General features: G+C 66.9%; 21 protein-coding genes. 12 read left to right on the top strand and 9 right to left on the bottom strand.

Annotation, left to right across the window (positions count from 1 at the left end; genetic code table 11):
- Positions 1 to 156: 156 nt before the first annotated feature.
- The 8 genes from JHD82_RS11620 to JHD82_RS11585 form a co-directional block, all read right to left on the bottom strand.
- Complete coding sequence (locus tag JHD82_RS11620) at positions 157 to 930, bottom strand: hypothetical protein (protein WP_199136568.1); 774 nt, start codon at positions 928 to 930, stop codon at positions 157 to 159.
- Between the two features lie 226 nt (positions 931 to 1,156).
- The gene (locus JHD82_RS11615) at positions 1,157 to 2,605 is read right to left on the bottom strand and encodes an aldehyde dehydrogenase family protein (protein WP_013800127.1); all 1,449 of its coding nucleotides are present in this window, start codon (positions 2,603 to 2,605) and stop codon (positions 1,157 to 1,159) included.
- Between the two features lie 36 nt (positions 2,606 to 2,641).
- The gene (locus JHD82_RS11610) at positions 2,642 to 3,979 is read right to left on the bottom strand and encodes an enolase C-terminal domain-like protein (RefSeq protein WP_034397726.1); all 1,338 of its coding nucleotides are present in this window, start codon (positions 3,977 to 3,979) and stop codon (positions 2,642 to 2,644) included.
- 44 nt (positions 3,980 to 4,023) lie between these two features.
- The gene (locus JHD82_RS11605) at positions 4,024 to 5,010 is read right to left on the bottom strand and encodes a 2-hydroxyacid dehydrogenase (RefSeq protein ID WP_199136566.1); all 987 of its coding nucleotides are present in this window, start codon (positions 5,008 to 5,010) and stop codon (positions 4,024 to 4,026) included.
- A gap of 291 nt (positions 5,011 to 5,301) precedes the next feature.
- Positions 5,302 to 6,261, bottom strand: coding sequence for a tripartite tricarboxylate transporter substrate binding protein (locus tag JHD82_RS11600; RefSeq protein WP_012202189.1), 960 nt, complete (start codon positions 6,259 to 6,261; stop codon positions 5,302 to 5,304).
- A gap of 58 nt (positions 6,262 to 6,319) precedes the next feature.
- Positions 6,320 to 7,231 carry a 5-dehydro-4-deoxyglucarate dehydratase gene (kdgD, locus tag JHD82_RS11595; RefSeq protein WP_199136564.1) on the bottom strand — a complete coding sequence of 304 codons (912 nt, stop codon included), beginning with the start codon at positions 7,229 to 7,231 and terminating at the stop codon, positions 6,320 to 6,322.
- Positions 7,232 to 7,277: 46 nt separating this feature from the next.
- A complete protein-coding gene (locus JHD82_RS11590) occupies positions 7,278 to 8,255 on the bottom strand; it encodes a tripartite tricarboxylate transporter substrate binding protein (protein WP_013800130.1) in 978 nt (325 codons plus the stop codon).
- Between the two features lie 148 nt (positions 8,256 to 8,403).
- Positions 8,404 to 9,192 carry a FadR/GntR family transcriptional regulator gene (locus JHD82_RS11585; protein ID WP_012202192.1) on the bottom strand — a complete coding sequence of 263 codons (789 nt, stop codon included), beginning with the start codon at positions 9,190 to 9,192 and terminating at the stop codon, positions 8,404 to 8,406.
- An 83-nt stretch (positions 9,193 to 9,275) separates the two neighbouring features.
- On the opposite strand from JHD82_RS11585, the gene JHD82_RS11580 reads away from it, so the two are divergent.
- From JHD82_RS11580 to JHD82_RS11525, 12 genes are all read left to right on the top strand, one after another.
- The gene (locus JHD82_RS11580; protein WP_199136562.1) at positions 9,276 to 10,592 is read left to right on the top strand and encodes a glucarate dehydratase family protein; all 1,317 of its coding nucleotides are present in this window, start codon (positions 9,276 to 9,278) and stop codon (positions 10,590 to 10,592) included.
- Between the two features lie 50 nt (positions 10,593 to 10,642).
- A complete protein-coding gene (locus JHD82_RS11575; RefSeq protein WP_063327751.1) occupies positions 10,643 to 11,641 on the top strand; it encodes a tripartite tricarboxylate transporter substrate binding protein in 999 nt (332 codons plus the stop codon).
- Between the two features lie 189 nt (positions 11,642 to 11,830).
- The gene (garD, locus tag JHD82_RS11570; RefSeq protein ID WP_047474984.1) at positions 11,831 to 13,396 is read left to right on the top strand and encodes a galactarate dehydratase; all 1,566 of its coding nucleotides are present in this window, start codon (positions 11,831 to 11,833) and stop codon (positions 13,394 to 13,396) included.
- 70 nt (positions 13,397 to 13,466) lie between these two features.
- A complete protein-coding gene (locus tag JHD82_RS11565) occupies positions 13,467 to 14,453 on the top strand; it encodes a YihY/virulence factor BrkB family protein (protein WP_043780293.1) in 987 nt (328 codons plus the stop codon).
- A gap of 124 nt (positions 14,454 to 14,577) precedes the next feature.
- The gene (locus tag JHD82_RS11560; RefSeq protein ID WP_199136560.1) at positions 14,578 to 15,516 is read left to right on the top strand and encodes a LysR family transcriptional regulator; all 939 of its coding nucleotides are present in this window, start codon (positions 14,578 to 14,580) and stop codon (positions 15,514 to 15,516) included.
- A 236-nt stretch (positions 15,517 to 15,752) separates the two neighbouring features.
- Positions 15,753 to 16,616 carry a branched-chain amino acid ABC transporter permease gene (locus tag JHD82_RS11555; RefSeq protein WP_043823209.1) on the top strand — a complete coding sequence of 288 codons (864 nt, stop codon included), beginning with the start codon at positions 15,753 to 15,755 and terminating at the stop codon, positions 16,614 to 16,616.
- Positions 16,617 to 17,591: a branched-chain amino acid ABC transporter permease gene (locus JHD82_RS11550; protein WP_012202200.1), complete on the top strand. Its 975-nt coding sequence runs from the start codon at positions 16,617 to 16,619 to the stop codon at positions 17,589 to 17,591.
- The gene (locus JHD82_RS11545) at positions 17,578 to 18,342 is read left to right on the top strand and encodes an ABC transporter ATP-binding protein (protein ID WP_012202201.1); all 765 of its coding nucleotides are present in this window, start codon (positions 17,578 to 17,580) and stop codon (positions 18,340 to 18,342) included. Before JHD82_RS11550 ends, JHD82_RS11545 begins: the two co-directional genes overlap by 14 nt.
- Entirely contained in the window at positions 18,329 to 19,036 is a 708-nt protein-coding gene (locus JHD82_RS11540; protein ID WP_043823207.1) for an ABC transporter ATP-binding protein, read from the top strand. Before JHD82_RS11545 ends, JHD82_RS11540 begins: the two co-directional genes overlap by 14 nt.
- 177 nt (positions 19,037 to 19,213) lie before the next feature.
- Positions 19,214 to 20,389, top strand: a complete 1,176-nt coding sequence (locus JHD82_RS11535; protein WP_013800139.1) for an ABC transporter substrate-binding protein — start codon at positions 19,214 to 19,216, stop codon at positions 20,387 to 20,389.
- A gap of 129 nt (positions 20,390 to 20,518) precedes the next feature.
- Positions 20,519 to 20,800, top strand: a complete 282-nt coding sequence (locus JHD82_RS11530) for a type II toxin-antitoxin system RelE/ParE family toxin (RefSeq protein WP_013800140.1) — start codon at positions 20,519 to 20,521, stop codon at positions 20,798 to 20,800.
- A gap of 42 nt (positions 20,801 to 20,842) precedes the next feature.
- Positions 20,843 to 21,142 carry a HigA family addiction module antitoxin gene (locus JHD82_RS11525; protein WP_013800141.1) on the top strand — a complete coding sequence of 100 codons (300 nt, stop codon included), beginning with the start codon at positions 20,843 to 20,845 and terminating at the stop codon, positions 21,140 to 21,142.
- Positions 21,143 to 21,234: 92 nt separating this feature from the next.
- Here JHD82_RS11525 and JHD82_RS11520 read toward each other — a convergent pair whose 3' ends face one another.
- Positions 21,235 to 22,008 carry an SDR family oxidoreductase gene (locus JHD82_RS11520; RefSeq protein WP_012202205.1) on the bottom strand — a complete coding sequence of 258 codons (774 nt, stop codon included), beginning with the start codon at positions 22,006 to 22,008 and terminating at the stop codon, positions 21,235 to 21,237.
- Positions 22,009 to 22,018: the final 10 nt, after the last annotated feature.

Genomic DNA, 22,018 nt, shown 5'->3' with positions numbered 1-22,018 from the left:
AGATGTGTATAAGAGACAGGGCGATTACGAGTGGATGATCGTTGTTTGAATAAATATTTACCGTGTCTGTAGCCTCCCATCGACCTGTTGGTTCATAGCTGCAAGCAACCAGTGTGGCGGCGAAAATAGGGCCCATGAATCGAGTAATTTTTTTCATCAATTTGCCTTTGAATAGTTCACTTTTCTAATTACACGCCCAGATTTGGAAACTGCAAGCAGTAGTTCCTTGGGAGAGGTTAGATGGCCGGATGAAGGATTGTTCTTGAACCGAGGATCGTGGGAGAGAATGCCTATCATCTCAAGAATCTCAGCAACATTGGTGGAGCAGCTGTTGGCTGTGATGCTGTAGGGTTTATTCTCCTTTACTCTTTTGTCAAGCTCTTTCTTGATGATTGATTTCTCTTCATTGGACAGGCGTATCACTAGGCCGATGATATCTCTTTTAACTCTATGTATATTTTCATGAATATACTCTTCTCGATCCAAAACTGCATATTTTGTCGGCGCACGACTGTATATCTTTCCATCGATATCAATTGCAGCATGCCCCCATTGGGATCCTGAACTGATAAACCTCCCATCAAAGATGAAAACCTCGATCGTAGGCCCCTGAATTACCGGCTCCGGCCCCATGAATTGCGCCATGCGCCGTTCGTAGCCAAAGATTGCTGGCGGCTGGGCGAGCAGTTCGAACATGCGGGTCGCTGGTGCAATCCGGCCCTGGGTCATGACGGGCGAGCCGGACAGTTGCTGAAAGGTGGCGATCGAGCGCTCCAGCGCCCTGGACCATCTGCCGTCCTCACGCAGCAGTTTGCGGCAGGGATCGCGTTGCATATGTCCGTTGAGCAATTGCTGGACAGTGAACACGTCTTTGGGATGGTTCATTGCCGCCCGCCCCACGGGGCCGGAAATTCTTGCAGTTGTTGCCATGGTCTCCCTCCGGTATGGACGCCGGCCGGCTGAAGCCGGCTCTCACGTTGAGGAAGATGCTATGCAAGGCCCTGGTGCAATGGACGGGGCGGTCTGCACTTTCGCGCACGAGAATTGACTGTGGGCGCAACGACGAAGGAAAAAACGCCATCCGCATCGTTTTGTTGCGGATGGCGTCAGTGATGAAAGCAGCCGCCAGCACCTGGCGGCTGCTTTGGGTCCTGCCTCAGGCCAGCGTGTAGGCGGTCTTCACCGTCGTATAGAACTCCTGCGCATAGCGGCCCTGTTCGCGCGGGCCGTAGCTGCTGCCCTTGCGGCCGCCGAAGGGCACGTGGTAGTCCACGCCGGCCGTGGGCAGGTTGACCATGACCATGCCGGCCTGGCTGTGGCGCTTGAAGTGGGTGGCGTGCTTGAGGCTGGTGGTGGCAATGCCTGCGGCCAGGCCAAAGGGCGTGTCGTTGGCTACGGCCAGGGCTTCTTCGTAGTCCTTCACGCGGATGACGCTGGCCACGGGGCCGAAGACTTCCTCGCGGTTGATGCGCATGGCGGCCTGGGTGTCCACGAACAGGGTGGGCGCCATGTAGTAGCCCTTGTTGCCGCTGCCGGTGTGGCAGGCGGCGGCAGCGCCGCCGGCAGCCAGCACGGCGCCTTCGGCCTTGGCGATTTCCACGTAGCTCAGGTCCTGCTCCAGCTGGGCCTGGCTGACCACGGGGCCCATGTCGGTGCCTGCGGCGCGGGCATCGCCCACCTTGATCCTGGCCATGCGGGCCTGCAGGGCCTCGATGAAGGCGGGGTAGATCCTGTCAGTGACGATGAGGCGGCTCGATGCCGTGCAGCGCTGGCCCGTGGAGTAGAAACCGCTTTGCGCGGACAGCTCCACGGCCTGGGTGAGGTCGGCGTCGTCCAGCACGATCTGCGGGTTCTTGCCGCCCATCTCCAGCTGCACCTTCTTGCCGCTTTCCACGCAGGCGCGGGCAATGCCGCGGCCCACGCCGACGGAGCCGGTGAAGCTGATGGCGGCCACGTCGCTGTGGCGCACCAGGGCATCACCGATGACGCGGCCCGGGCCCATGACGAGGTTGAAGACGCCGGCCGGAATGCCCGAGCGGTGAATGATGTCGGCCAGCGCCCAGGCGCTGCCGGGCACGAGGTCGGCGGGCTTCAGAACCACGCAGTTGCCGAAGGCCAGGGCCGGGGCGATCTTCCAGGCGGGAATGGCGATGGGGAAGTTCCACGGCGTGATCAGGCCCACCACGCCGACGGGCTCGCGCGTGATTTCCACGCCGATGCCGGGGCGCACGGATGGCAGGGTCTCGCCGGCCAGGCGCAGGCATTCACCCGCGAAGAACTTGAAGATCTGGCCTGCGCGGCCGACTTCGCCGATGGCTTCGGGGCGGGTCTTGCCTTCCTCGCGCGCCAGCAGGTCGCCCAGCTCTTCCTTGCGGGCCAGGATTTCGTTGCCGATCTTGTCCAGGGCGTCGTGGCGGGCCTGGATGCCCGAGGTGCTCCAGGCGGGAAAGGCCGCGGCCGCCGCAGCGATGGCGGCTTCCACATCGGCGGCATTGCCCTGGGCGTACTCGCCGATCACATCGGACAGGTCGCTGGGGTTGGTGTTGGCGCTGTAGCCGTCGGCGGCCTTCCATTGGCCGTTGATGAGGTTGTCGTAGCGGGACATGAGGTGCTCCGGGAAAGGGGTAACGGAAGGAAGGGGTCAGCGGACCATGCAGGGGCGCTTGTTGTCGAAGGTCCAGCCCGGGATCAGGTATTGCATGGCCATGGCGTCATTGCGCGCGCCCAGGCCGTGCTCCAGGTACAGGGCGTTGGCGCGCTGCAGCGCGGCGCGGTCCACGGTGACGCCCAGGCCCGGGGTCTTGGGCACTTCGACGAAGCCGCCCTTGATCTGCAGCGGGTTCTGGGTGAGGTACTGGCCGTCCTGCCAGATCCAGTGCGTGTCGATGGCCGTGACCTTGCCGGGCACGGCGGCGGCCACGTGGGTGAACATGGCCAGCGAGATGTCGAAGTGGTTGTTGGAGTGCGAGCCCCAGGTCAGGCCCCAGTCGCGGCAGGTCTGGCCCACGCGCACGGAGCCCGCCATGGTCCAGAAATGCGGGTCGGCCAGGGGGATGTCCACGGACTGCAGCGACAGCGCATGCACCATCTGGCGCCAGTCGGTGGCGATCATGTTGGTGGCCGTGGGCAGGCCGGTGGCGCGGCGGAATTCGGCCATGACTTCGCGGCCCGAGAAGCCGTTCTCGGCGCCGCAGGGGTCTTCGGCATAGGCGAGCACGCCGTGCATGTCGCGCATGAGGCGGATGGCGTCCTTGAGCAGCCAGCCGCCGTTGGGGTCCAGCGTGACGCGCGCCTGCGGGAATCGCCTGGCCAGCGCGGTGACGGCCTCCACCTCCTGCTCGCCGGCCAGCACGCCGCCCTTGAGCTTGAAGTCGTTGAAGCCGTAGCGCGCATGCGCCGCCTCGGCCTGGCGCACGATGGCGGCCGGGTCCATGGCGGTCATGTGGCGCACCTGCGTCCAGTCGTCGCTGCCGCTTTGGTCTTCGCCGGGCTGGACGTAAGGCAGGTCGGTCCTGTCGGTGGGGCCGGTGAAGAACAGGTAGCCCAGCATCTCCACGCGGTCGCGCTGCTGGCCTTCGCCCAGCAGGGCTGCCACGGGCACGCCCAGGTGCTGGCCCAGCAGGTCCAGCAGGGCCGACTCCACGGCGGTGACGGCATGCACGGCAATGCGCAGATCGAAGGTCTGCAGGCCGCGCCCGCCCGTGTCGCGCCCGGCCAGGGCCTGCTGCAGGTTTTGCAGCAGCTTGAGGTGGTTGCCCACGGACTGGCCGATGAGCAGCGCCTTGCTGTCCTCCAGCGCCTGGCGTATGCCTTCGCCGCCAGGCACCTCGCCCACACCGGTGTGGCCCGCGCTGTCGTGCACGAGCACGATGTTGCGCGTGAAGTAGGGCGCATGCGCGCCGCTGAGGTTCATGAGCATGCCGTCGCGGCCGGCGACGGGAATGACTTCGATCTCGGTGATGGTCGGGGTGGAGGACATGGCGTGCTCTTGGATCGTTTGGATCGGTCTCTGGGAAAAAACGGCTATGCGGCGGCGGTGGCCGCCTGCTGCGCGGCGGACCACGGCACCTCGGCCTCGGGCCGGCCCGTGGCGATGAACTGCGCCAGGTTGCGCAGCACGAGGTCGGCCATGGCGCGGCGGGTTTCGTGCGTGCCGCTGGCGATGTGGGGCGCCAGCACCACGTTGTCCAGCGACAGCAGCTCGGCATGGGGGCGTGGCTCGTCCTCGAACACATCCAGGCCCGCGCCCGCGATGCGGCCCTGCTGCAGGGCCTGGACCAGTGCGGCCTCGTCGACCACGCTGCCGCGCGCCACGTTGATCAGAAAGCCCTGCGGGCCCAGCGCGTCCAGCACCTCGGCGTTGACCAGGTGCTGCGTGCCGTCGCCGCCTGCGGCCGTGATGACGAGGAAGTCGGCCCAGCGCGCCAGCTCCAGCAGCGAGGGCTGGTAGAGGTGGGGCGATCCCTCGACCGGGCGGCGGTTGTGATAGGCCACCTCCATGTCGAAGCCGGCCGCGCGGCGCGCCACGGTGGAGCCGATGCGGCCCATGCCGAAGATGCCCAGGTGCTTGCCGCTGGCGCGCGTGCGGATGCCGAAGCGGCCTCGGCTCCAGTCGCCCCGGCGCACGAAGCGGTCGGACTCGCTCAGGCCACGCGCCGCATCCAGCAGCAGCGCAAAGGCCATGTCGGCCACGCAGTCGTCCAGCACGCCGGGCGTGTAGCCCACGCGGGCGCCCTGGCGCAGCAGGGACTCGCGGTCCAGCGCGTCAAAGCCCACGCCGAAGCTGCTCACGAAGCGCAGCTGGGGCAGGGCCTGCACCACGCTCGCGGGCACGCCCATGGCGGCCGAGGTGACCAGGTATTCGAACTGCGCGCCGTGCTCGGCGAGAAAGCGCTCGCGGTCGGGCTGCTCGGACAGCAGCGTCACCTCATAGGCCTGGGCCAGCTCGGCATCGAGCTGGGGAAGTGGCATCTTGCCGAACTGGAGAACGCGTGGACGGGAGGTCGCCATGCCTTGGAATCCTTGGAACTTGCGGGGGCTGGAAGCCTCGGTGAAAAGGGCCTGCGTGGTGGCAGGCCTGCGGAGATGACCAGAGGCCAACCCGGATTTATCTCAGCTATCCCCTGTGCTCAATGTAGAAAAATCTGTTCAAAACTGGCGCGACCAAAGATCAGAGACACCGAGGAAGGGCCTAAGCCGGCCGCGCCGCCCCGCACCGAGGGTGTCGTTCCCCTCCCGCGGAGCGAGAGAGGGCGCCGTGCAACGGGGGAAGGCGCGAAGCGACTCAGGGGGTGCCTCATTTCAATCAGCAGTGATTTTTCGGGTCTGGATCAGCTGCTTCCAGCGCTCCGACTCCTGGGCCTGGTAGCGCGTGAATTCCTCGGGCGTGTTGCCCACGATCTCCAGGCCCTGCTCCACGAAGCGCTTGCGGATGTCGGGCTGCTGCACGGAGGCGATGGCGGCCTTGGCCAGCTTGGCCTTCACATCGGCGGGCAGGCCCTTGGGGGCGGCCAGGCCTTGCCAGGAGTAGACCTCGGCACCCTTGACGCCGGCCTCGGCCAGCGTGGGCACATCGGGCAGCACGGGCGATCGCTGGCTGCCGGTCACGGCGATCGCATGCAGCTTGCCGCTGCGCAGATGGGGCAGCACGGCGTTGACGTTCTGGAACGAGAAGTCCACCTGGCCGCCGATCAGGTCCGTGATGGCCGGGGCGCCGCCCTTGTAGGGAACGTGCATGCCTTCGGTGCCGCTTTGCTGCCAGAACAGCTCGGCCGACAGATGGTCCGAGGAGCCGTTGCCCGAACTCGCGAAACTGATCTTGCCGGGGTTGGCCTTGAGCGCGGCGATGACCTCGGCCACGGTGCGGGCCTTCTGCGCGGGGCTGGCCACGAGCACGTTGGGCGCCTGCACGGGTATGGTGATGTAGTCGAAGTCCTTGCCTGCGTCATAGGGCACGTTCTTGACCAGGTGCGGCGTGACCACGAAGGGGCCCAGCGAGGCCACCAGCAGCGTGTAGCCATCGGCCGGTGCGCGCTTGACGGCGCCCGCGCCGATGGTGCCGGTGGCGCCGGGGCGGTTTTCCACCACGAAGGGCTTGCCCAGCTGCTCGCCCATGCTCAGGGCCATGGCGCGTGCCACCGTGTCGGTGGAGCCGCCGGCCGGGAAGGGCACGATGATGTTGACGGCCTTGTCCGGAAAGCTGCCGGCCGCCTGCGCCGTGAGGGCCAGTGCGGCACCCAGCGTGATCAGAATCTTCTTCATGTTCTTGTCTCCTGGGGGGCGCAAGGGCCGGACTGGCCCCTGCGTCCGGTCTTGTGGCTTATTGCGGGCCGAGCTTGTCGATCAGGGCCTTGAGCTCTTCCAGCTCGGAGGGCTTGAGGTCCGTCAGCGGGGCGCGCACGGGGCCTGCGTCGTGGCCGACCAGCTTGGCGCCGGCCTTGATGATGCTCACGCCGTAGCCTTCGACGCGGTTGCGGATCTTCAGGTAGGGCATGAAGAATTCCTTGAGCAGCTTGTGCTGCGTGGTCATGTCGTCGGTGCGCACGGCTTCGTAGAACGCCATCGCCGTCTTTGGGATGAAGTTGAAGACGGCCGAGGAGTACACCGGCGTGCCCAGGGCCTTGTAGGCGGCCGCATAGACCTCGGCCGTGGGCAGGCCGCCCAGGTAGGCGAAGCGGTCGCCCATCTTCATGAAGATGGCGGACATGGTCTCGATGTTGCCCATGCCGTCCTTGAAGCCCACCAGGTTGGGGCAGCGCTCGGCCAGGATGGCCAGCGATTCGGGCGTGAAGCGGGTGCGGTCGCGGTTGTAGACGATGACGCCGAACTTCACGCTCTTGCAGACCTGCTCCACATGGGCGATCAGGCCTTCCTGGCCGGCTTCGGTCAGGTAGTGGGGCAGCAGCAGGACGCCGTGGGCGCCCAGGCGCTCCGCTTCCTGGGCATTGGCAATGGCCGTGCGCGTGGGGCCGCCGGCGCCCGCGATGATGGGCACCTTGCCGCGGCAGGTGTCCACGGCGGTCTTGATGATCTGGCCGTATTCCTCGCCGTACAGCGAGAAGTACTCGCCCGTGCCGCCGGCCGCGAACAGTGCGCTGGCGCCGTAGGGGGCAAGCCATTCGAGGCGGGCCGCATAGCCCTTGGCATTGAAGTTGCCGTTGCTGTCGAAGTCCGTCACGGGGAAGGACAGCAGGCCGGAACTCATCACGTCTTTGAGGTCTTGGGGGGTCATGGTGCTCTCGGGAATAAGGGTGGGGAAGAAAGAAAAAAGGGTGGAATCAGTCGAGCTTGAGGCCGGCGGTCTGCACGACCTTTTGCCAGCGCTGGCGTTCGGTGGTCAGGAAGCGCGCGGTCTCGGCGGGGTTCATGGTCACGACCTCGGCGCCCTGGCCCGTGAGGCGGGCGCGCACCTCGGGCGAGCGGATGGCGGTGATCAGGGCCTCATGCAGGCGCTGGACCACGGCCTCGGGTGTCTTGGCGGGAACGACCACGCCTTGCCAGGTGCCGGTCTCGAAGCCGGGCACGCCCTGCTCGGCGATGGTGGGCACGTTGGCGGCCAGCGGCATGCGCGTGCCCTTGGACAGGCCCAGCAGCTTGAGCTTGCCGCTTTGCACATGGGGGTAGGTGGCCAGCATGCCGTTCATCAGCACCTGGGTCTGGCCTGCCACCGTGTCCTGGATGGACTGCACGCCGCCCTTGTAGGGCACGTATTCCCAGCGGGCGCCCGTGGCGCGCGCCAGTTCCACGCCGGCCAGGTGCGGGGCGCTGCCCGTGGCGGTGACGGCAAAGCTCAGGTCTTCCTTCTTGGACAGGGCCACCAGCTCCTGCAGGTTGTTGGCCGGCACCGAGGGGTGGACCACCAGCAGGTGGGGCGAGTAGGCCAGCATGGCCGTGCCGCGCAGGTCCCGGGACAGGTCGAAGGACAGCTTGGTGTAGAGCGAGGGCGAGATGGCCAGCGCACCCAGGTCGCACAGCATCAGCGTGTGGCCGTCGGGCTGGGCCTTGGCCACCATGTCGGCGCCCAGGTTGCCGTTGGCGCCGGGCTTGTTCTCGATGACCACGGGCTGCTTGAGTTCTGCCGACAGCAGCGGGCCGATGGCGCGCGCAATGATGTCCGAGCTGCCGCCCGGCGGGTAGGGCACCACCAGGCGCAGCGGGCGCGTGGGCCAGTTGCTCTGGGCCAGCGCACCGGCGCCGGTGGCCACGAGGGCGGTGGCGCCAGCGGCGCGCAGGAACTGCTTTCGGCTCAGGGTCATGCTCTTGTCTCCGGGTTTTATGTTGTCAGTTGTCGTACAACTGGAGCCGATTTTTAACCGAGATCTGCAAGCAGTGATAAAGGGTTTTCCCTTGGTTGTCTGAATTCCCGTGGCAAAGCCATGGGCCCCGAAAGGCCCATGGGGGCACTCAGGCGGCGCTGGTCTTTTGCGCCAGGCGCAGGCGTTCGCGGCTGTTGGTCAGGTGGATGCGCATGGCCGCGCGGGCCGAGTCGGCGTCCTGGCGCTCGATGGCGGCGAGGATTTCCTCATGCTCGCGGTTGACGCGGCGCAGATAGTCGGGGTCGCGCTGCGGCTGGTGGATGGAGGCGATGCGCGTGCGCGGAATCAGCTGGGCGCCGAAGTGCCGCAGGATGTCGCCGAAGTAGCGGTTGCCCGTGGCCTCGGCGATCTGGGTGTGGAAGGCCAGGTCATGGGCCACCGTGTCCTCGCCGCGCGCAAAGGCGATCTCGAAGGCCTGCAGCGCCATGCGTATGCCCTGCAGCTGCTCGGGGCTGCGGCGCAGCGCGGCCAGGCCGGCGCTTTCGGTCTCCAGGCTGATGCGCAGCTCCAGCACGGCCATCACGTCCACGGCGGCCGTCAGCTCGTCGGCATTGAGCATCAGCGTGGATGCGGGCTGGGCGGCGCGCACGAAGGTGCCTATGCCGTGGCGCGTCTCCACCAGGCCCGAGGCCTGCAGGCGCGACAGCGCCTCGCGCACCACGGTGCGGCTGACTTCGTAGGTCTGCACCAGCGACGACTCCGTGGGCAGCTTCTCGCCTTCGGCCAGCAGGCCGTTGCGGATCTTGCTCGCAAACTCGTCGAACAGCAGGGCGGCCAGATTGCGGCCGCTGCGACCGGACTTTCCTCGCAGGGGAAGCTCGATCGTTGGGGGTGATGCGGGAAATCCCTTTGCCGAACTTTCCATGGTGCTGATCATAATCGCTCCAAGTTGTACGACAACGTATCACAAGACGTCCGCGCTATCGAGCTTTTTCTGATCCTCCTGAACCCGCATTCCAGATGAGCACCACCCACGCGACCCACGCGATCCGCCACATACGCATCACGCCCATTGCCTTCCGCGATCCGCCGCTGCTCAATGCCGCCGGCATCCACGAGCCCTGGGCGCTGCGCTCCATCATCGAGATCGAGACGGCCTCGGGCCTGGTCGGCATCAACGAAAGCTATGGCGACCAGCCCATGCTCGATGCGCTGGCCAAGGCCGCGCCCGCGCTGGTGGGGCTGTCCCCCTGGGCGCTCAACGAGATGGAGGTCCGCGTCGCGGCCCTGGTGGCGCCGCCTGCGCTGACGGCTTCCGAATTCCTGGGCCAGCAGGTGTCGCTGGCGCCGGGCACGCATGTGTCCAAGACGGTGGCCAAGGTGGTCAGCGCCTTCGAGCTGGCCATGCTGGACCTGCAGGGCCAGATGGCGGGCGCCCCCATCGTGGACCTGCTGGGCGGCGCCGCGCGCGACAGCGTGCCGTTCTCGGCCTACCTGTTCTACAAGTACGCCGAGCACATCGACAGGCCCTATGGACCAGATTCTTCGCCCGACGCCTGGGGCGAGGCCCTGGCGCCGCAGCAGTTGGTGGAGCAGGCGCGGCGCATGATTGCGCAGTACGGCTTCAAGAGCATCAAGCTCAAGGCCGGCGCGCTGCCGCCCGAGCAGGAGGCGGCCGGCATCCTGGCGCTGGCCGATGCCTTTCCAGGCACGCCGCTGCGCATTGATCCCAATGGCAACTGGACGGTGGAGACCAGCCTGAAGATCGTGCAGCAGCTGCAGGGCGTGCTCGAGTACTACGAGGACCCGGCGCCCGGCCTGGACGGCATGGCCGCCGTGGCACGCGAGTGCGATGTGCCCCTGGCCACCAACATGGTGGTGACGGACTTTGCCGAATTCCGCCGCAACGCCGACATGGGCTGCCCCGTGAAGATCGTGCTCAGCGACCACCATTACTGGGGCGGGCTTCGCGCCACGCAGCGCCTGTCCACGCTTTGCCGCACCTTCGACCTGGGCTTGTCCATGCACAGCAACTCGCACCTGGGCATCAGCCTGGTGGCCATGACGCACCTGTGCGCCAGCGTGCCCCTGCTGACCTATGCCTGCGACACGCATTACCCCTGGCAGGACGAGGAAGTCGTCGAGGGCGGCCGGCTGCAGTTCGAGCAGGGCAGCCTGCGCGTGCCCACGGCGCCCGGCCTGGGTGTGCGGCTGGACCGCGAGGCCCTGGGCCGCCTGCACGACAACTACCTGCACTGCGGCATCCGCAACCGCGACGACCTGGGGCAGATGCGCAAGTACAACCCCGCGTTCACCGGCCACCAGCCGCGCTTCTGAACCCGCTTTCACACCATTCCAACGACAAGCCCTTCCCGGAGACAAGCACCATGCAACGCCGCACACTCATCCAACATTCCCTCGCCAGCGCCCTGCTGCTGGGCACGGCCCTGGCCGCCATGCCCGCCGCCGCGCAGGGCAACTGGCCCACGGGCAAGCCCATCACCTACCTGGTGCCGTTCCCGCCTGGCGGCAATACCGATACGCTGGCGCGCGTGATCGCCCAGCCGCTGAGCAAGGCCCTGGGCACGCCCGTGGTGATCGAGAACAAGGGCGGCGCGGGCGGCAGCGTGGGCTCGGCCATCGCGGCGCGCGCACCGGCCGATGGCTACACCATCCTGGGCGGCACCATCAGCTCGCACGCCATCAATGTGAGCCTGTACGCCAAGCTGGACTACGACCCGGTCAAGTCCTTCACGCCGGTGGCCATGCTGGGCTCGGGCCCGCTGGTGCTGGTGGTGCCGGCCTCCAGCCCCTACAAGACGCTGGCCGACGTGCTGGCCGCCAGCAAGGCCAAGGCAGCGGCGGGCGGCCTGACCTCGGCCTCGCCGGGCAGCGGCACCTCCAACCACATGGCGCTGGAGCTGCTGGGCTACCAGACGGGCGTGAAGTTCACCCACGTGCCCTACAAGGGCAGCGGCCCGGCCGTGCAGGACGTGATCGGCGGCCAGGTGGACATGATGTTCGACACCGCCCTGGTCGTCGGCCCCCATGTGCAGGCCGGCAAGCTGCGCCCCATTGCCGTGACCAGCTCGCGGCGCCTGGAGTCGCTGCCCGATGTGCCCACCATCGCCGAGGCCGGCGAGAAGGGCTTCGACATGGGCTCGTGGCAGGCAGTGTTTGCGCCCGCAGGCACGCCCAAGCCCATCGTGGACCGGCTGCATGCGGAGATCATGAAGATCGTCGCCACGCCCGAGGTGCAGGCGCGCCTGAAGAACTTCGGCATGCTGCCCTCGCAGATGACGCCGGCCGAGCTGGGCGAGTACCAGAAGGCCGAGGTGGTCAAGTGGGGGAAGGTGATCAAGGCTGCTGGAATAAAAGCAGAGTAAATAAAGCACCCCCTGAGCGGCTTGCGCCGCTTCCCCCTCTCTACTTGCTTCGCAAGGGAGGGGGACGACACCCTCGGTGCGGGGCGGCCCTTCCTCGGTGTCCCTCGCCTTGGGCCGCGCCAGTCGCGCAGGCTGTGCCAACTGCTTTACTGCTGTAGTGCCAGCCTTTTAGAAAATTGAGACATTGCCATGAGTACCCCACTTCCTCTTTCCATCCGCATGCATCCGGCCGACAACGTGGCCATCGTGGCCAATGACGGGGGGTTGCCTGCGGGCACGGTGATGCCCGGGGGGCTGGTGCTGGTCGACAAGGTGCCGCAGGCGCACAAGGTGGCGCTGGTGGACATTGCCGAGGGCGGCGAGGTGCGCCGCTACAACGTGGTGATCGGCTATGCGCTGCAGGCCATTGCCGCGGGCAGCTGGGTGCATGAGCGGCTGCTGCGCATGCCGGGGGCACTGTCTCTTGAGGGGTTGCCGATCGCCACGGTGCAGCCGCCCGAGCTGCCGCCGCTGACGGGCTACACCTTCGAGGGCTACCGCAATGCCGATGGCACGGTGGGCACGCGCAATATCCTGGCCATCACCACGACGGTGCAGTGCGTGGCCGGGGTGCTGGATTTCGCGGTGGGCCGCATCAAGGCCGAGCTGCTGCCGCGCTATCCGAATGTGGACGATGTGGTGGGCCTGGAGCACAGCTATGGCTGCGGCGTGGCCATCGATGCCGTGGGCGCCGAGATTCCGCAGCGCACGCTGCGCAACATCAGCCACAACCCGAATTTTGGCGGCGAGGTGATGGTGGTGAGCCTGGGCTGCGAGAAGCTGCAGCCCGAGCGGCTGCTGCCGCCGGGGTCCTTCCCCATCGTCGATGAGCGCGAGCCCGCGCTGGACGTGGTCTGCCTGCAGGACGAGGCGCATGTGGGCTTCATGTCCATGGTGGACTCCATCATGGGCAGCGCCAGGGTGCATCTGGAGCGGCTGAACGCGCGCCGGCGCGAGACCGTGCCGGCCAGCGCCCTGGTGGTGGGCGTGCAGTGCGGCGGCAGCGATGCGTTCAGCGGCGTCACGGCCAACCCGGCCGTGGGCTTTTGCACCGATTTGCTGGTGCGCGCAGGCGCCACCGTGATGTTCAGCGAGGTGACCGAGGTGCGCGACGGCATCGACCAGCTCACCTCGCGCGCCTCCAGCCCCGAGGTGGCCCAGGCCATGATCGAGGAGATGGCCTGGTACGACGCCTACCTGGACAAGGGCCGCGTGGACCGCAGCGCCAACACCACGCCGGGCAACAAGAAGGGCGGCCTGTCCAACATCGTCGAGAAGGCGATGGGCTCCATCATCAAGAGCGGCACGGCGCCCATCACCGGCGTGCTGTCGCCGGGCCAGCGGCTGGCCGACCGGGGCATCCAAAGCGGCCTGGTCTATGCGGCCACGCCAGCCAGCGACTTCATCTGCGGCACGCTGCAACTGGCCGCCGGCATGAACCTGCATGTGTTCACCACGGGCCGGGGCACGCCCTACGGCCTGGCCCAGGTGCCCGTGATCAAGGTGGCCACGCGCAGCGACCTGGCGCGGCGCTGGCATGACCTGATGGACGTGAACGCGGGCCGCATCGCCGAAGGCCAGGCCAGCATCGAGGACGTGGGCTGGGAGATGTTCCGCCTGATGCTGGACGTGGCCAGCGGCCGCAGGAAGACCTGGGCGGAGCAGTGGAAGCTGCACAACGCCCTGGTGCTGTTCAATCCAGCGCCCGTGACCTGAGCCGCGCACACAGGCCCCTGTCGGCACAGGCTGACAGGGCGCTGGTGCGCCGCTGCGCACAATGGGGGCCATGCCCTCAGATACCCCGGAAACTCCCCCCGCCTCGCCCTGGTCCGCACGCCTGCAGCGCCTGATGGAACTGAACCCGCTGCGCGCCATGTGGAATGCCGTGCAGCTGTGGCTGGACGCCGATGGCCTGCGCATGAGCGCCGCCATGTCCTTCTACGGCATCCTGAGCCTGGCGCCGCTGCTGCTGCTGCTGGTCGGCCTGCTGGGCTGGTGGGTGGACCGCAGCTATGTGGAGCACCAGTTGATCGACCAGGTGCAGGACGTGATCGGCGAGCGCGGTGCCCAGGTGGTGCGCGGCGCGCTGGAAAGCGCCCAGCGGCCCGACGAGGGGCGGCTGGCCTCGCTGTTCGGCTTCATCCTGCTGATGTCCGGCGCCACGGGTGTGTTCGTGGAGCTGCAGTCCGCGCTGGAAAAGCTCTGGACCTCGAACGGCGAGCCACCGCCGCCCAAGGCCGTGTGGTGGCGCATGGCTGCGCTGCGGCTGCGCGGCCTGACCTATGTGCTGGCGCTGGGCTTCTTGCTGCTGGTGTCCATGGCCCTGTCCACGGCCATCCAGCTGATCACCAACTGGGCCGGCACCAAGCTGCAGATGCAGCCGCTGGGGCCGCTGATCAGCCTGATCAACGAATGCGTGTCCTTCGGCATTGCCGTGCTGCTCTTCGTGGGGCTGATGCGCATCGGCAGCGGCCCCAAGCCCCGGCTGCGCTATCTCATCTTCGGCGCCATCGTCGGCGCCCTGCTGTTCACGCTGGGCAAGCAGGCCCTGGCCTGGTATCTGTCCACGGCGGCCGTGGTCTCGGCCTATGGCGCGGCGGGTTCGCTGGTGGTGCTGTTGATGTGGATCTATTTCTCGTCGGCCATCCTGCTGCTGTCGGCCGCCACGGCCAAGGCTTTCAGCGACGCCGAGGTGCGCTTCACCCACCCCATCCGCTGGGCGCCGCCCGCCGGTCCAGCGCAGGCCAGGGACACTTCGGACGGCAAGGGCTGAGCGGCTGCATTTCGACGAAGATGAACGCCTGCGCCGCGGCCCGCAAAGCCGCGGCGCAGGGCGTTTGGGAGTGGAACAATGCAGCGAAAGTCCCCGGGCACCGAGGCCCGGGGCCAAGGACAACATGGACCGATTGCAGACCATGCGGGTGTTTCAGACCGTGGCCGACGAGGCCGGGTTTTCGGCGGCGGCGCGTCGCCTGGACATGTCCGTGCCCACGGTCACGCGCCTGGTGGCCGACCTGGAGCAGCACCTGGGCACGCGGCTGCTGCAGCGCACCACGCGCAGCGTGTCGCTGACCGAGGCCGGCGAGGCCTATCTGGAGCGCGTGCGCGGCATCCTGGCCGATGTGGAGGATGCCTTCAGCCTGGCGCAGGCGCACACGCTGGAGCTGTCGGGCGCCGTGCGCGTGCTCACGCCGCCCGTGTTTGCCGAGCATGTGCTGGCGCCGCTGGTGGCGGACTTCCACCGCCTGCATCCGCGCATCTGCATCGAGGTCTTCGTGGAGTCGGCCAGCGAGGCCGCCGTGGGCGAGTACGACATCACCTTCCTCAACGCCGAGGAGGGCTATGACAGCAACGTGGTGGCGCGGCCCATCGTCACCACCTGCGGCCTGGCCTGCGCCTCGCCCGAGTACCTGGACGCCCATGGCGTGCCCGCCGTGCCCGAGGATCTGGCGGGCCACCAGTGCCTGCTGCGCCGCCGCGCCCAGGGCCGCTCCGACGTGCTGCGCCTGCGCCGGCTCGATGGCAACGCGGGCGAGGCCGAGGTGGCCGTGCAGCCCGTGCTGGTGGCCAACCACACCGGCACGCTGCTGCGTGCCACGCTGGACGGCGCGGGCATCAGCACCCAGCCGCTGGACCTGATTGCGCGCCACCTGCGCTCGGGCCGCCTGCGCCATGTGTTGCCCGAATGGACCACGGGCCATTTCACGCTCTACGCCACCTTGCCCACGCGCAAGTTCATGCCGGCGCGCGTGCGCAGCTTCCTGGACTTCGTGGCCGAGCACACGCAGCGCTCCATGCAGGGCCTGCCCGCCAACTTGCCGGCCCTGTCCATCTGAGCGCGGCTGTCATCTAGGTTACTGGCGGGGGCCTGAGGGTCTCGGGGTTTCCCAGGTGAATTCCGCTGTGCGGAATCTTCGGGTTGATCGTGGCGCCGCCCCCCTCCTAAGCTGGCCTTGCCTGTCTGCCGCATGCGTTGTCGCGCCGCGCCGGCCGGCCATGCAAAGGAGACAAGACAATGCAAGCACAGACCCTGGCCGGGCGCCGAGCCGCGCCTTTCCGCAGGAGGCGTTGAATGGACGTTTTTCTGCAGCAAGTGCTCAACGGCCTGACCCTGGGCGGCATCTACGGCCTGGTGGCCCTGGGCCTGACCCTGGTCTACGGCATCCTGCACGTGCCCAATTTCGCGCACGGCGGCTTCTACATGATCGGCGCCTTCGTGGCCTTCCAGGCCATGGTGGCCTGGAGCTGGGGCTACTGGGCGGCCATGCTGACCGCAGCCATCGCGGTGGCGGTGCTGGGCATCGTCAGCGAGCGGTTGATCTTCCATCCGCTGCGCAAGGCCTCGCCCCTGCATCCCAAGATCGCCTCCATCGGGCTGCTGCTGTTCCTGGAAGCGGGCGCCCAGGCGCTGTGGGGCGCGGACTTCCAGCGCATGCCCACGCCCTACACCTCCATCGTGGAGATGGGCGGCATCACGGCGCCCGCGCAGCGCCTGCTGATCATCGGCGCGGCCTTTGCGCTGATGGTGGCCCTGCACCTGTTCCTGACGCGCACCATCACGGGCGCGACCATCATCGCCATGGCGCAGAACCGAGAAGGCGCATCCATGGTGGGCATCGACGCCAACCGCGTATCCATGCTGACCTTTGCCATCTCGGGCGTGCTCGCGGCCGTGGCGGCCACGCTGTATGCGCCCATCAACCTGGTCTATCCGGCCATGGGCCACCTGGTCATTACCAAGGCCTTCGTGATCATCATCCTGGGCGGCATGGGCAGCATCCCGGGCGCCGTGCTGGGCGGGCTGATCATCGGCTTTGCCGAGAGCTTCGGCGCCTACTACATCTCCACCGACTACAAGGACATCATCGCCTTCGTGCTGCTGGTGGTGATCCTGTCGCTGCGCCCGCAGGGCCTGTTCGCCAAGAGGAGTCATTGAATGAACGGATTCATCGACTCCCGCGTTGCCTGGGGCCTGCTGCTGGCCGCCGGCATCGCCTTCCCCTGGCTGGCGGGCAACGACTACCACCTCACGGTGATGAGCACGGCCTACATCTTCGCCATCGCCACGCTGGGCCTGAACCTGATCACGGGCTACACGGGCCAGCTCAATCTGGCGCACGCAGGCTTCATGGCCGCGGGCGCCTATACCGTGGGCATCCTCACGGTGGACCATGGCTGGCCGTTCTGGGGCGGGCTGGTGATGTCGGGCGTGGTGTGCGCGGTGCTGGGCTACCTGATCGGCATCGTCTCGCTGCGCCTGAAGGGGCACTACTTCTCGATCTTCACGCTGTGCGTGGGCTACATCATGTTCCTCGTGATCGAGAAGTGGGAGGGCCTGACCCACGGCACGGTGGGCATCATGGGCATCCCCGCGCCCGAGGCCCTGGGCGCGCTGAGCTTCGAGTCGCCGCTGGCGCTGTACTACCTGGTGCTGGCCTTCCTCGTGGCCTCGGTCTGGGTGATGCGGCGCATCGTCCGGTCGCTGCTGGGCCGCACCTTCATGGCCATCCGCAACAGCGACGAGCTGGCCGAGGCCCTGGGCATCAACCTCATGCGCAACAAGGTGCTGGCCTTCATGCTGAGCGTGGTCTACGCGGGCGTGGCCGGCGGCCTGTACGCAGGCTTCGTGCGCTTCATCGGTCCCGACATGGCCGGCGTGCACCATACCTTCGACATGATGATCTTCGCCATGGTCGGCGGCATGGGCACGGTGCTGGGGCCGCTGCTGGGCGCCATCGGCATGCCCTGGATCACGCAGTACCTGCAGTTCCTGCAGGAGTACCGCTTCATCGTCTTCGGCCCGATTCTCGTGATGCTGGTGATCTTCATGCCCTACGGCGTGGTGGGCAGCTTCACCGCATGGCGCGCGCGCCGCAATGCAAAGGAGGGCAAGCCGCATGCTCAAGATTGACCACCTGACCAAGACCTTCGGCGGGCTGGCCGCCGTGAGCGATGTCAGCACCGTGATCGAGGAAGGCCGCATCAACGCCATCATCGGCCCCAACGGCGCGGGCAAGACCACGTTCTTCAACCTGATCAGCTGCGTGCACAAGCCCACCTCGGGCACCATCACCTTCAACGGCCAGGACGTGACCTCGCTGCGCACCGACCAGGTGGCGAAACTGGGCGTGGCGCGCACCTTCCAGACCACGGCGCTGTTCGACCGCGCCACGGTGCTGGACAACCTCATCGTGGGCCACCGGCTGCGCACGCGCTCAGGCCTGTGGGACGTGCTGCGCGGCTCCAGCCGCCTGCGCGAGGAAGAGCGCGTGTGCCGCGAAAAGGCGCGCGACGCGCTGGACTTCGTGGGCCTGTCGCATGTGGCTGGCCGCATTGCGGGCGACATCACGCAGGAGGAGCGCAAGCGCGTGGCCTTCGCGCTGGCCCTGGCCACCGACCCCAAGCTGATGCTGCTCGACGAGCCTGCCGGCGGCGTCAACCCCGAGGAGACCGAGGGCCTGGCCGAGCTGATCCGCAAGCTGGTGCGCCACGGCATCACGGTGGCGCTGATCGAGCACAAGATGGGCATGATCATGAGCCTGGCCGACAAGATCCTGGTGCTCAGCTACGGCGAGAAGATCGCCGAGGGCACGCCCGAGGAAATACGCCGCAACCCCGCCGTCATCGATGCCTACCTGGGGAGCGAGCATGCTGAAGTTTGAGAACGTGTCGCTGCGCTACGGCAGCTTCCTGGCGCTGGACGGGGTCAGCCTGCATGCCGACCGCGGCGAGCTGGTGGTGCTGCTGGGCGCCAACGGCGCGGGCAAGAGTTCGCTGTTCCTCACGGCCAGCGGCATCCACAAGGCCGCTGGCGGCTCCATCGTCTGGAATGGCAAGGAGCTGGCTGGCAGCAAGCCCTCGGCCATCGTGCAGTCAGGCGTGGTGCAGTGCCCCGAAGGGCGCAAGCTGTTCCCCCAGATGTCGGTGCTGCGCAACCTGCAGCTGGGCGCCTACGTGCACCGCCGCGACCCCGGCCCCAGCCAGAAGACGCTGCAGGAGGTGATGGAGCTGTTTCCCATCCTGCGCGAGAAGCAGCACGACCCGGCCGGCTCGCTGTCGGGCGGCCAGCAGCAGATGGTGGCCATCGGCCGCGCCATGATGGGCCGGCCCCAGGCCCTGCTGCTGGACGAGCCCTCGCTGGGCCTGGCGCCCCTGGTCATCAAGCAGATGTTCGAGGCCATACAGCGCATCAACGCCGCTGGCACCACCGTGCTGCTGGCCGAGCAGAACGCCTATGCGGCGCTGAAGATCGCGCACCGCGCCTATGTGATGGAAAGCGGCCGCATCGTGCGCGAGGGCAAGCCGGCCGAGCTGCTGGCCGACGACTCCATCCGCAAGGCGTACATCGGCGCATGAGATGACACTGCACCCCCTGAGCCGCTGCGCGGCTTCCCCCTCTCTCTCGCTTCGCGAGGGAGGGGGACGACGCCCTCGCTGCGGGGCGGCCCTTGCTCGGCGTCCCTGGTCTGGGCTGCGCCGGATTTATGCGTTGCGTCAGCAGCGATTCGTTCTTCACTATCCAAGGAGACAGACATGACAGCATTCGCACCATTGACCCGCCGCAGGGTGGGCACGCTGGCCCTGGCCTGCGCCGCCGTGGCCGCCGCCGGCCCTGCATTGGCGCAGGAGGTGGTCAAGATCGGCTACTCCGGCCCGCTGTCGGGCGGCGCTGCCCAGTACGGCAAGAACGTGCTCGACGGCATGCAGATGGCCGTCTCCGAGATCAATGCCGCAGCTCCCGAGATCGGTGGCAAGAAGGTCAAGATCGAGATCGTGCCGCTGGACGACAAGTACAACCCGTCCGAGACCGCGATCAATGCCCAGCGCCTGGTGCAGCAGCACAAGACGGCGGCCATCCTGGTGCCGCATTCGGGCGGCATCTTCGCGCTGCAGACCACCAACGAGCGCAGCAACTTCATCGTGCTGGCCTACAGCTCGGTGCCGCAGATCACCAACCGGGGCAACAAGCTGACCCTGCGCATCCCGCCCGAGTTCACCTCGTACATCGACCCGTTCTCCAAGTACGTGATGGGCCGCTTCGGCAAGAAGGTGGCCCTGGTGGGCGCCGACCACGACTACGCCAAGGCCTGGGTCGCCGCCTTCAAGCCCGGCTGGGAAAAGCTGGGCGGCACCGTGGTGGCCGAGAACGCCATGAGCTACAACCGCGCCACCGACTTCTACAGCGGCGTGAGCAAGGCCCTGGCCGAGAAGCCCGACGTGCTCTTCGTGGGCGGTGCCTCCGAGCCCACGGCCCTGGTCGTCAAGCAGGCGCGCGAGCTGGGCTTCAAGGGTGGCTTCGTGGTCATGGACCAGGCCAAGCTCGACGAAATGGCCCGCGTGGTCGGCGGCTATGCGCCGCTGGAAGGCGCCATCGGCGTCATGCCCGTCTCCGAGGACACCAAGCCCGAGAACAAGGCCTTCGTCGAACGCTTCGGCAAGGTCTACCCGGGCCGCATCCCCGGCTCGGAGGCGCAGTGGAACTACACGGCCGTGCACGCCACCGTCAAGGCCATGCAGCTGGCCGGCTCGGCCTCGGACACCAAGGCCATCCACGCCAAGCTCGACGAGGCCTACAAATCCCTTCGCCCCGACGTGAACCCCGGCGGCGTCAAGGGTGTGGATGAGCGCGGCGGAACCCTGACCACGGAACGCGGTGCCGCTGTGCGCGACGGCAAGATTGAGGCGGTGATGACGGTGGCGAACAAGTAGAGCGCCGCTCAGTTTTTCGACCGAAAGCGCCTGGTGCCAGCTTGATCTGGCCCAGGCGCTTTCTTGTGGACTCAGTGGCCCGGTACTTACGTTTGACGTTACTGACGCGATGCGTTATTATTTGCTTCCATGACGATCCAGTCATTCAAGTGCCCCGACACCGAGCAACTGTTCCAGCAGAGGCGGGTTCGTCGGTGGAGCAGCATTGAAGTGGTTGCGCTGCGCAAGCTTCGGATGCTGCATGCCGCTCATGTGCTTCAGGACTTGAGGGTCCCGCCCGGAAACCGGCTGGAGGCGCTGCACGGAGATCGCAAGGGGCAGCACAGCATCCGCATCAATGACCAGTGGCGCGTGTGCTTTGTGTGGACCCATGAAGGCCCGAGTGAGCTGGAGATCGTCGATTACCACTGAAGCGAAAGCGTTGATCCTGGATCTGGCGCAGGAGTGCTGACCATGAACAAACCTTTGAACCTCCCCACGCCAGGCGAAATCCTGGCCACTGAATTCCTGGAGCCCATGGGCCTGACGCAATACCGCCTGGCCCAGGCCATCCATGTCCCGCAGACACGCATCGCGGCCATCGTCAAGAACGGCCGCTCCATCACCGCGGATACGGCGCTGCGCCTTGCGCGCTTCTTCGGCACGTCCGTGGAGTTCTGGATGAATCTGCAAAGCCAGTACGACGCTGATATCGCGCGCGAGGCCATAGGCGACGATCTGGAGTCCATCGAGCCCTTTGCCCTGCAGGCTTGAAGAAGACATGCTGAGCCGCTGCGCAGCGGCTCAAGTAAGAAAGGCCCCTGCACCGCGGTACAGGGGCCTTTCTCATTGCAGGGCTGCGTTGTTTACAACAAGCTCGCTCCACCATCCAGCACCAACGCCTGCCCCGTCATGTGCCGAGACGCATCGGACGCCAGGTAGACCACGGCGCCCTTGAGGTCCTCCTCGCCGCCGATGCGGCGCAGCGGGGCACGGGCGATGAGCTGGTCGCCGAGCTTGTCGATGAGGCCGTTGGCCAGCTTGCTGGGGAAAAAGCCCGGGCAGATGGAGTTGACGCGGATGCCGTAGTGGCCCCATTCCGAGGCCAGGGTGCGCGCCAGGTGCACGGCGGCCGCCTTGGAGGTGTTGTAGGCCACGGTGTTCATGCCGGGCGGCGTGCCCTTGAAGGCCGCGACCGAGGCCGTGATGATCACGTTGCCCTGGCCCTTGGGGATCATCACGCGCCTGGCCACTTCGCGGGTGAGGAAGAAGGGTGCGGAGACGTTGAGGTTCATGACCTTGTTCCAGGCCTCGTCCGGGTATTCCTCGGCCTTGGCGCCCCAGGTGGCGCCGGCGTTGTTGACGAGGATGTCGATGTCGCCGCAGCGCGTCAGCACGTCATCGACCAGGGCGGGGATGGTGTCGAACTTCTGCAGGTCGTTGGTGAAGGTCTCGACCTGGTAGCCCAGGCCCTGCAGGTGGGCCTTGGCCTCGGCCAGTTCATCGGACTTGCGCGCCGTGATGGCGAGGCGGGCGCCCATCTCGCCCAGCGCCTCGGCCATCTGCAGGCCCAGGCCGCGCGAGCCTCCGGTGATGAGGGCGGTCTTGCCGGTGAGGTTGAACAGTGCTTTCACGCTCATGCTGGGTGTC

The organism is Delftia sp. ASV31 (genome assembly GCF_016428765.1).
Lineage (GTDB): Bacteria > Pseudomonadota > Gammaproteobacteria > Burkholderiales > Burkholderiaceae_C > Comamonas > Comamonas acidovorans.
This window is presented reverse-complemented; position numbering and strand designations above follow the sequence as displayed.

Coding starts and splice junctions, on each gene's coding strand:
- JHD82_RS11600 (WP_012202189.1), bottom strand. CDS start 6,261: ATGAAGAAGATTCTGATCACGCTGGGTGCCGCACTGGCCCTCACGGCG.
- JHD82_RS11555 (WP_043823209.1), top strand. CDS start 15,753: ATGGACGTTTTTCTGCAGCAAGTGCTCAACGGCCTGACCCTGGGCGGC.
- JHD82_RS11525 (WP_013800141.1), top strand. CDS start 20,843: ATGAACAAACCTTTGAACCTCCCCACGCCAGGCGAAATCCTGGCCACT.
- kdgD (WP_199136564.1), bottom strand. CDS start 7,231: ATGACCCCCCAAGACCTCAAAGACGTGATGAGTTCCGGCCTGCTGTCC.
- garD (WP_047474984.1), top strand. CDS start 11,831: ATGAGTACCCCACTTCCTCTTTCCATCCGCATGCATCCGGCCGACAAC.
- JHD82_RS11530 (WP_013800140.1), top strand. CDS start 20,519: ATGACGATCCAGTCATTCAAGTGCCCCGACACCGAGCAACTGTTCCAG.
- JHD82_RS11585 (WP_012202192.1), bottom strand. CDS start 9,192: ATGATCAGCACCATGGAAAGTTCGGCAAAGGGATTTCCCGCATCACCC.
- JHD82_RS11545 (WP_012202201.1), top strand. CDS start 17,578: ATGCTCAAGATTGACCACCTGACCAAGACCTTCGGCGGGCTGGCCGCC.
- JHD82_RS11580 (WP_199136562.1), top strand. CDS start 9,276: ATGAGCACCACCCACGCGACCCACGCGATCCGCCACATACGCATCACG.
- JHD82_RS11540 (WP_043823207.1), top strand. CDS start 18,329: ATGCTGAAGTTTGAGAACGTGTCGCTGCGCTACGGCAGCTTCCTGGCG.
- JHD82_RS11575 (WP_063327751.1), top strand. CDS start 10,643: ATGCAACGCCGCACACTCATCCAACATTCCCTCGCCAGCGCCCTGCTG.
- JHD82_RS11560 (WP_199136560.1), top strand. CDS start 14,578: ATGGACCGATTGCAGACCATGCGGGTGTTTCAGACCGTGGCCGACGAG.
- JHD82_RS11590 (WP_013800130.1), bottom strand. CDS start 8,255: ATGACCCTGAGCCGAAAGCAGTTCCTGCGCGCCGCTGGCGCCACCGCC.
- JHD82_RS11535 (WP_013800139.1), top strand. CDS start 19,214: ATGACAGCATTCGCACCATTGACCCGCCGCAGGGTGGGCACGCTGGCC.
- JHD82_RS11615 (WP_013800127.1), bottom strand. CDS start 2,605: ATGTCCCGCTACGACAACCTCATCAACGGCCAATGGAAGGCCGCCGAC.
- JHD82_RS11610 (WP_034397726.1), bottom strand. CDS start 3,979: ATGTCCTCCACCCCGACCATCACCGAGATCGAAGTCATTCCCGTCGCC.
- JHD82_RS11605 (WP_199136566.1), bottom strand. CDS start 5,010: ATGGCGACCTCCCGTCCACGCGTTCTCCAGTTCGGCAAGATGCCACTT.
- JHD82_RS11550 (WP_012202200.1), top strand. CDS start 16,617: ATGAACGGATTCATCGACTCCCGCGTTGCCTGGGGCCTGCTGCTGGCC.
- JHD82_RS11520 (WP_012202205.1), bottom strand. CDS start 22,008: ATGAGCGTGAAAGCACTGTTCAACCTCACCGGCAAGACCGCCCTCATC.
- JHD82_RS11620 (WP_199136568.1), bottom strand. CDS start 930: ATGGCAACAACTGCAAGAATTTCCGGCCCCGTGGGGCGGGCGGCAATG.
- JHD82_RS11565 (WP_043780293.1), top strand. CDS start 13,467: ATGCCCTCAGATACCCCGGAAACTCCCCCCGCCTCGCCCTGGTCCGCA.